Annotated in this window: 6 protein-coding genes; 2 read left to right on the plus strand and 4 right to left on the minus strand. The window is 69.4% G+C overall.

Features of this window, described 5'->3' with window-relative positions:
- Nucleotides 1-675, plus strand: a 675-nt coding sequence (locus tag SACPADRAFT_RS34025; RefSeq protein ID WP_233357190.1) for a hypothetical protein, incomplete at its 5' end; no start/stop codon positions are given.
- A gap of 90 nt (nt 676-765) precedes the next feature.
- On the opposite strand, the gene SACPADRAFT_RS0215110 is transcribed toward SACPADRAFT_RS34025, so the two are convergent.
- The 4 genes from SACPADRAFT_RS0215110 to SACPADRAFT_RS0215125 all read right to left on the minus strand — a co-directional run bounded on the left by SACPADRAFT_RS0215110 (nt 766) and on the right by SACPADRAFT_RS0215125 (nt 4,064).
- Nucleotides 766-1,314: a ferritin gene (locus tag SACPADRAFT_RS0215110; protein ID WP_007026122.1), complete on the minus strand. Its 549-nt coding sequence runs from the start codon at nt 1,312-1,314 to the stop codon at nt 766-768.
- 169 nt (nt 1,315-1,483) lie between these two features.
- Nucleotides 1,484-2,734, minus strand: a complete 1,251-nt coding sequence (locus SACPADRAFT_RS0215115) for an arginine deiminase (protein ID WP_051442482.1) — start codon at nt 2,732-2,734, stop codon at nt 1,484-1,486.
- 177 nt (nt 2,735-2,911) lie between these two features.
- Nucleotides 2,912-3,124: a hypothetical protein gene (locus SACPADRAFT_RS0215120; protein WP_007026120.1), complete on the minus strand. Its 213-nt coding sequence runs from the start codon at nt 3,122-3,124 to the stop codon at nt 2,912-2,914.
- 112 nt (nt 3,125-3,236) lie between these two features.
- Entirely contained in the window at nt 3,237-4,064 is an 828-nt protein-coding gene (locus SACPADRAFT_RS0215125; RefSeq protein ID WP_007026119.1) for a CPBP family intramembrane glutamic endopeptidase, read from the minus strand.
- Between the two features lie 155 nt (nt 4,065-4,219).
- Here SACPADRAFT_RS0215125 and SACPADRAFT_RS0215130 point away from each other — a divergent pair, with 155 nt between their 5' ends.
- Complete coding sequence (locus SACPADRAFT_RS0215130; protein ID WP_007026118.1) at nt 4,220-5,926, plus strand: BCCT family transporter; 1,707 nt, start codon at nt 4,220-4,222, stop codon at nt 5,924-5,926.
- Nucleotides 5,927-6,034: the final 108 nt, after the last annotated feature.

The raw sequence follows: 6,034 nt of genomic DNA on the forward strand, positions 1-6,034 counted from the left end.
TGCTGGTGTTGCGGGGCGGGATGCCGGACGGCCCGACCGAGGCGCAGTTCGCCGCACCCCCCGGTCCCGTCCGAGGAGACCTCGACCGCCGGGTCGACGGCGCTACCTCCGCCCGACGAGCAGGCCCCGGCCACGCCCCGGCAGCACCGGGAGTCCGCCGCTCCGCCGAGTGCGGCGGCCTCCGGGGGATTCACCGGGACCGGCCTGCCGCCGGAACAGGGCGGGCAGGTCCGGGGGCCGCTCCCGCGCATCCGGGACGACGGTTACCGCGCCCTCGCACTCGGGATGCCCTACCGGCAGGCGGTGGCGACGGACATGCTGCGGGTCACCGACGGGACGGCTCCGCCCGAGCGGTGCGCCACCTACCCGCTCGCCGAGGGGCGCGACGCGGTCGGGCTGGTGACGATCTCCGCCGAACACGGCGTGGTGAGCTTCGAGGTGACCGGGGCGCACACCCACAACGACGTCGGCGTCGGTGCGTGGGAGAAGCGGATGCGGACAGCGTTCCCGGACGGACGCTATACGCGTACGCCGCACGAGAACGAATGGGGCAGCGAGGAACCGCTCCCGGAGAAGGAGTACATCGTCGACCGGTCGGTGGGAGCGTTCCACTTCGCCGTCCGGGACGAGACGGTGATCGGGATGCGGCTCACCGCGCACCGGTCGGACTGCTGAGCGACACCGTGGCGGGCCCCGCTCCCGCGCCGGACGCGGGACGCCGGGCCCACCACGGTGCGGCGGACGGACGGGCCGGACGGGGCCCGCTCACAGCGCGCCGCCGGCGACCGGGGGCATCGTGGGGTCGTTCTCCTCGCCGACGCCCTCGCGGTAGAGGAACTGCTCGACCTGGGCCAGGTCGCCGTTCGCACGGTCCACGACGGTGAGCAGCGTCGACATCTGGGAGACCTCCTCGACCTGCTCCTTGAGGAACCACTGCGTGAACTGTTCGGCGATGAGATCACCCTCGTCCCGCGCGGTCCGCGCGAGTTCGGTGATCTGCGCCGAGACCTCCTTCTCCTGCTCCAGCGCGAGGGCCACGAGTTCGCGTACCTCGGAGAAGTCGTTACGCACCTCGGAAATGCCCGGGATCTCCACGGGGTGTTCCGTGTCGCCCATGTACTGCACCATCGCGAGCGCGTGGTTGCGCTCCTCCAGCGACTGGCGGTAGAAGTGCTTCGCCAGCTGCGGCAGGTCCTCGTTGTCGAACCACACGGCGAGCGCGAGGTACTGCTGCGCGGCGTGGAACTCGTTGTGGATCTGCGCCTGGAGCAATTCGTAGAACTTGGAACGCGGTTGCTTCTTCGTGGTGTTCATATCTTCATCGTACGCGCCGTGAGCTCGATGATCCAATCGGGAACGGTGATCTCGATCGCATTCGGATACAATTGCGAGCCAAGGTTTGGCTAATTTAGTCCACCCTTACCGAGGTGACCCTAAGAAGTGTCATTTCGGTGAGGCAAACCTCAACGGGCGAATGCGCCGATCAATTCGGCACCGGGGCGCGGCTGATCGGACAGGACATGCAGCGCGGACCGCCCCGCCCGGAGCCGAGCTCCGAGCCCTCGATACGCACGACCTCGATGCCCGCGTCCTCCAACCGGGCGTTGGTCTCCACGTTGCGTTCGTAGCCGATCACGACACCCGGCCGCAGGGCGAGGGTGTTGTTCCCGTCGTCCCACTGTTCGCGTTCGGCGGTCACCGGGTCCAGTCCGGTGTCGATCACGTGGAGCCGGTCGATACCCATCGCCTCCGCGGCGGCGGTGAGGAACGGCGCGGGCCCCTCGACCCGCAGTCCGCCGTCCCCGGGACCGCCGCGGTCGTCGGGACGCACGGTGTAGGCGACCAGCGACTCCCCGGCCGGTGGGTACATCACCACCGAGTCCGGGCCGACCATCGTGCACACGGTGTCCAGGTGCATCGTGGCGCGGTCCTGCGCGATGGGCACCACCAGCACGGTGTGCACGAGATCGTCGGCGAACACCGAGCGGGCCAGCGACTCCGCCCCCGCGGGGGTGGTGCGTTCCCCGACCCCGACGGCGAGTACCCCGGGCGCCAGGGACAGCACGTCACCCCCCTCGACGGGCGCGGAGTGCGCACCGTAGGCGCGCACCGCGCCCCGGAACCGGGGGTGGTAGGCGTACACGATGTCGAGCAGGGCGGTCTCGCGCCGCCTGGCGGGCATCGCCAGGGACGACACGGCGACCCGGTCCGCGATCCACACCGAGGAGTCGCGGGTGAACAACAGGTTCGGCAGCGGGTCGACGGCGAAGTCGTGCGGGTGATGCATCCGCCGGACGAGCGAACCGCCCTCGGCGGCGGGCAGTTCCTCGAACGTCAGTCCGGACGTCAGCACCTCGGCCAGGGTGTCCGGTTCCGCGGTGGACAGGAACGACCGCAGCGCGTCGGCGAGGTCGCCGCCCAGCCGCCGGTCGTCCACGGCCGCGTGGACCCCGGCCGCACGGGCGCGGGAGTCGGCCAGTGCATGCCGCAGGAGGTCGGTCAGCAGCAGGACGTCGACCCCGCGACCGCGCAGCACCTCGGCGAAGGCGTCGTGCTCCTGCTGGGCGCGGGCGACCCAGGGGATCGAGTCGAACAGCAGCTGGTCGTTGTTGCGCGGGGTGAGTCGTCGGAGTTCGTCGCCCGGACGGTGCAGCAGCACCGCGTCCAGTCGCCCGACCTCGCTCTCCACCCGGGGCGGCGGGAGTTCGGACGGGTCGGCGGTGGCGGCGTCCAGCGTGTTCTGCGATGTCGTACCAGTCACGCGGGTGAGATTAGTGAATCCGGCGCCGCGGCGGCGGCGACGAAACGACACGGCGTGCCGGGGCCGCGCCTGCTCCGGCACGCCGTGTCCGGGCACAACGAAGGTGCCCTCCCGGACGGGGATCGTTGCGTCCGCGCCCGGGGCGCGGGATCACCGCGACGGCGTCCGAGGGGCGGGCGCCGGTTCCGTGGTGACCACCGGCGGGGTTGTGGTGACCACCGGCGGGGCTTCGGTCGTGGTGACGGTCGTGAACAGCCAGTTGTGGACGCCGCCCCCCATGATCTCGGCATAGCGTTCGGCGGCGTCCCGGTTGGCGAACCGGATCTCCTGGGCGTTCACCCGGTGCGTGATCTTGCAGGCCATCGTCCCCTCCTGTGCTCGCTCGTGCTCCCCGCGGCTCGTGGCGTCCGCGCCGCCCCGACGCCACCGATTAGAACACCTGTTCGATACGGGTGCAACTCGGCGCGCCGGCCGGTCACGGCAGCCACGTCAGATGGTCACGCAGCAGCGCGTATCCGACGAACGCCACCACGTCGAGCAGGGTGTGCGCGATCACGAGCGGCCACAGCCGGTTGGTGCGTTGCCACACCCGGCCGAAGACCAGTCCCATGACCAGGTTGCCCACGAAGCCCCCGAGGCCCTGGTACAGGTGGTAGGCCCCGCGCAACACCGAGGAGACGAGCAGGGACGTGTTCTCCCCGACCCCGAGCTGGCGCAGGCGCGTGAGGAGGTACCCGACGACCAGGACCTCCTCGGCGAACGAGTTGCCGAACGCGGAGAGCGTGAGCACGATCGGCCGCCACCACGCCTCCGTCAGGGTGGACGGTTGCACCGCGAGGTTGAACCCGAGTTGCCAGGCGGCGAGATAGAACGCCAATCCGGGTATCCCGATGCATGCTGTCAGCACCAGGCCCCACCACCAGTCCCGGCCGGGGCGGCGCCGGTCCAGCCCGACGAGCGCGGGCCGCACCCCGCCCCGCCAGAGCAGATACAGCCCGAGCGCACCCCACCCGACGAGCTGGATCACCCCGAGCAGCTGCTTCAGCAGGTCGATCGCGCCGATCGTGGCCTGGGGCACGTTGATGGCCGTGCTCTGGTCGGTGAGCGGTTCCGGGCGCAGCAACGCTTCCAAAAGCGATAACGCACTGCGTACGGCGGATAAACCGAGGGTTATGGAAAAGACCAGAACCAGTTCCGCGACCAACGCCGTGCGCTCGAGATTATCGCGCACCGTGACAGGTTGTGCGCGCGGTGTCGGGTTCCGCCGGTCACTGACGAATCGGGCCACCGTGGCACGGTACATTGGACGCCGAAAGCGCTGGTCACGTCCGTACCGAAGGAGGGACGACGGCGCGGTCGCCGTGATTCAGGAGGCAGTCTCATAACGTTTCGTCCTGATCGATCCCGATACGTACTAGGGTTCTACGGACCCGAAATCCGATGAAGGAGGCAAGCCTCGTGACGGAGACGTCGGAAACGGAGGCCGCGACGCCACCCGGTCCGCGACGAACATCGTCGGTCGCGCCGAAGGTCTTCTGGCCCGCCGCGGCCATCATCCTGGTGTTCGTGGTCGCGACGGTCATCGCGCCGGGCGCGATGGAGTCGGCTATCAGCGCGCTCCAGTCTGAGGTCGTGGGCAAGTTCAGCTGGTACTACATGCTGATCGTGTCGCTGTTCGTGGCGTTCGCCATCTGGGTGGGACTGAGCCACTACGGCGACATCAAGCTCGGACCGGACGAAGAGGAGGCCGAGTTCGGACTCCTGTCGTGGTTCTCCATGCTGTTCGCAGCGGGCATGGGGATCGGCCTGGTCTTCTGGGGCGTGGCCGAGCCGCTGAGCCACTACGCGGGCGTCCCGAACCGGGCGACCGGCATCACCCAGGACGAGGCGGGGGCGCAGGAGTCCCTCGTGCAGACGTTCCTGCACTGGGGCCTGCACCCGTGGGCCATCTACGTCGTCGTCGGCCTGGCCATCGCCTACGCGATCCACCGCAAGAAGCGCCCGGTCAGCATCCGCTACGCGGTGGAGTCGCTGATCGGCCGGCGCGTGAAGGGCTGGATCGGTGACATCATCGACATCGCGGCGGTCGTCGGCACCCTGTTCGGTGTCGCGACGTCGCTGGGCCTGGGTGTCATGCAGATCGCGGCCGGGCTGGACTTCCTGGACATCGTGTCCGACCCCGGCAACCTCACCTACGTGGTCCTGATCGGTGCGATCACCCTCGCGGCGATCGTGTCGGTGGTCACCGGGTTGAAGAAGGGCATCCGCTACCTGTCCAACTTCAACATCAGCCTGGCCGCCGTACTGCTGCTCCTGGTGCTGATCCTCGGCCCGACCCTGTTCATCTTCCGGGATCTGGTGCAGTCGATCGGTGCGTACTTCCAGAACCTGCTGCAGATGAGCTTCAACACCACCGCGTTCGAGGTGGAGACCGGCACCGACTGGCAGGCCTACTGGACCACCTACTACTGGGGCTGGTGGATCGCCTGGGCCCCGTTCGTGGGTGTGTTCATCGCGCGGATCTCGCGCGGGCGCACGGTGCGTGAGTTCGTCGCCGGTGTGCTGCTGGTGCCGACCGCGGTCACGATGCTCTGGTTCAGCGTCTTCGGCGGTACCGCGCTCTACCGCGAGCTCTTCGGCCAGGGTGGGCTGATCGTCGACGGCGAGGTCAGTCAGGAAGGGTCCCTGTTCGGGATGCTCGAGGGGCTGCCCGGCGGGACCGCGATGGCGATCGGTGCCGTCATCCTGATCGCGACGTTCTTCATCACCTCGTCGGACTCCGGTTCGCTGGTGGTGGACATGCTCGCCTCCGGTGGTGACCCCAACCCGCCGACCTGGAGCCGCGTGTTCTGGGCGACGCTGGAGGGTCTGGTCGCCATCGCCCTGCTGCTGGCGGGCGGCCTGAGCGCGTTGCAGACGATGTCGATCCTCATCGCACTGCCGTTCAGCGTGGTCATGCTGTTGATGTGCGTGTCGATCATCCGCGACTTCCGCAACGAACGCCGGACCGCGCTGCGGATCCAGCGGCGGATGCAGCGGGAGGAGCTCACCGAGCACGTCACGCACAGCCTCATCGACGAGGGGCTGGTGGAGCCGAACGGCGAAGCCGGCACGTCGACGAGCGGGACCGCGAGGCGGACGGGCGAGGCACCGTCCACCTCCTGACGCGTCCGGGCGGGCGGCCCTGACGGGCCACCCGCGACGACACGACGGCGCCCCCGGTGCTCCACCGGGGGCGCCGTTCGTCGTTCGGGGCGTGTGGCGGCGGGCGCG

Origin of the sequence: Saccharomonospora iraqiensis subsp. paurometabolica YIM 90007, from assembly GCF_000231035.2 — a bacterium.
In the GTDB taxonomy this organism is placed as follows: Bacteria; Actinomycetota; Actinomycetes; order Mycobacteriales; family Pseudonocardiaceae; genus Saccharomonospora; species Saccharomonospora paurometabolica.

Coding starts and splice junctions, on each gene's coding strand:
- SACPADRAFT_RS0215125 (WP_007026119.1), bottom strand. CDS start 4,064: ATGTACCGTGCCACGGTGGCCCGATTCGTCAGTGACCGGCGGAACCCG.
- SACPADRAFT_RS0215120 (WP_007026120.1), bottom strand. CDS start 3,124: ATGGCCTGCAAGATCACGCACCGGGTGAACGCCCAGGAGATCCGGTTC.
- SACPADRAFT_RS0215110 (WP_007026122.1), bottom strand. CDS start 1,314: ATGAACACCACGAAGAAGCAACCGCGTTCCAAGTTCTACGAATTGCTC.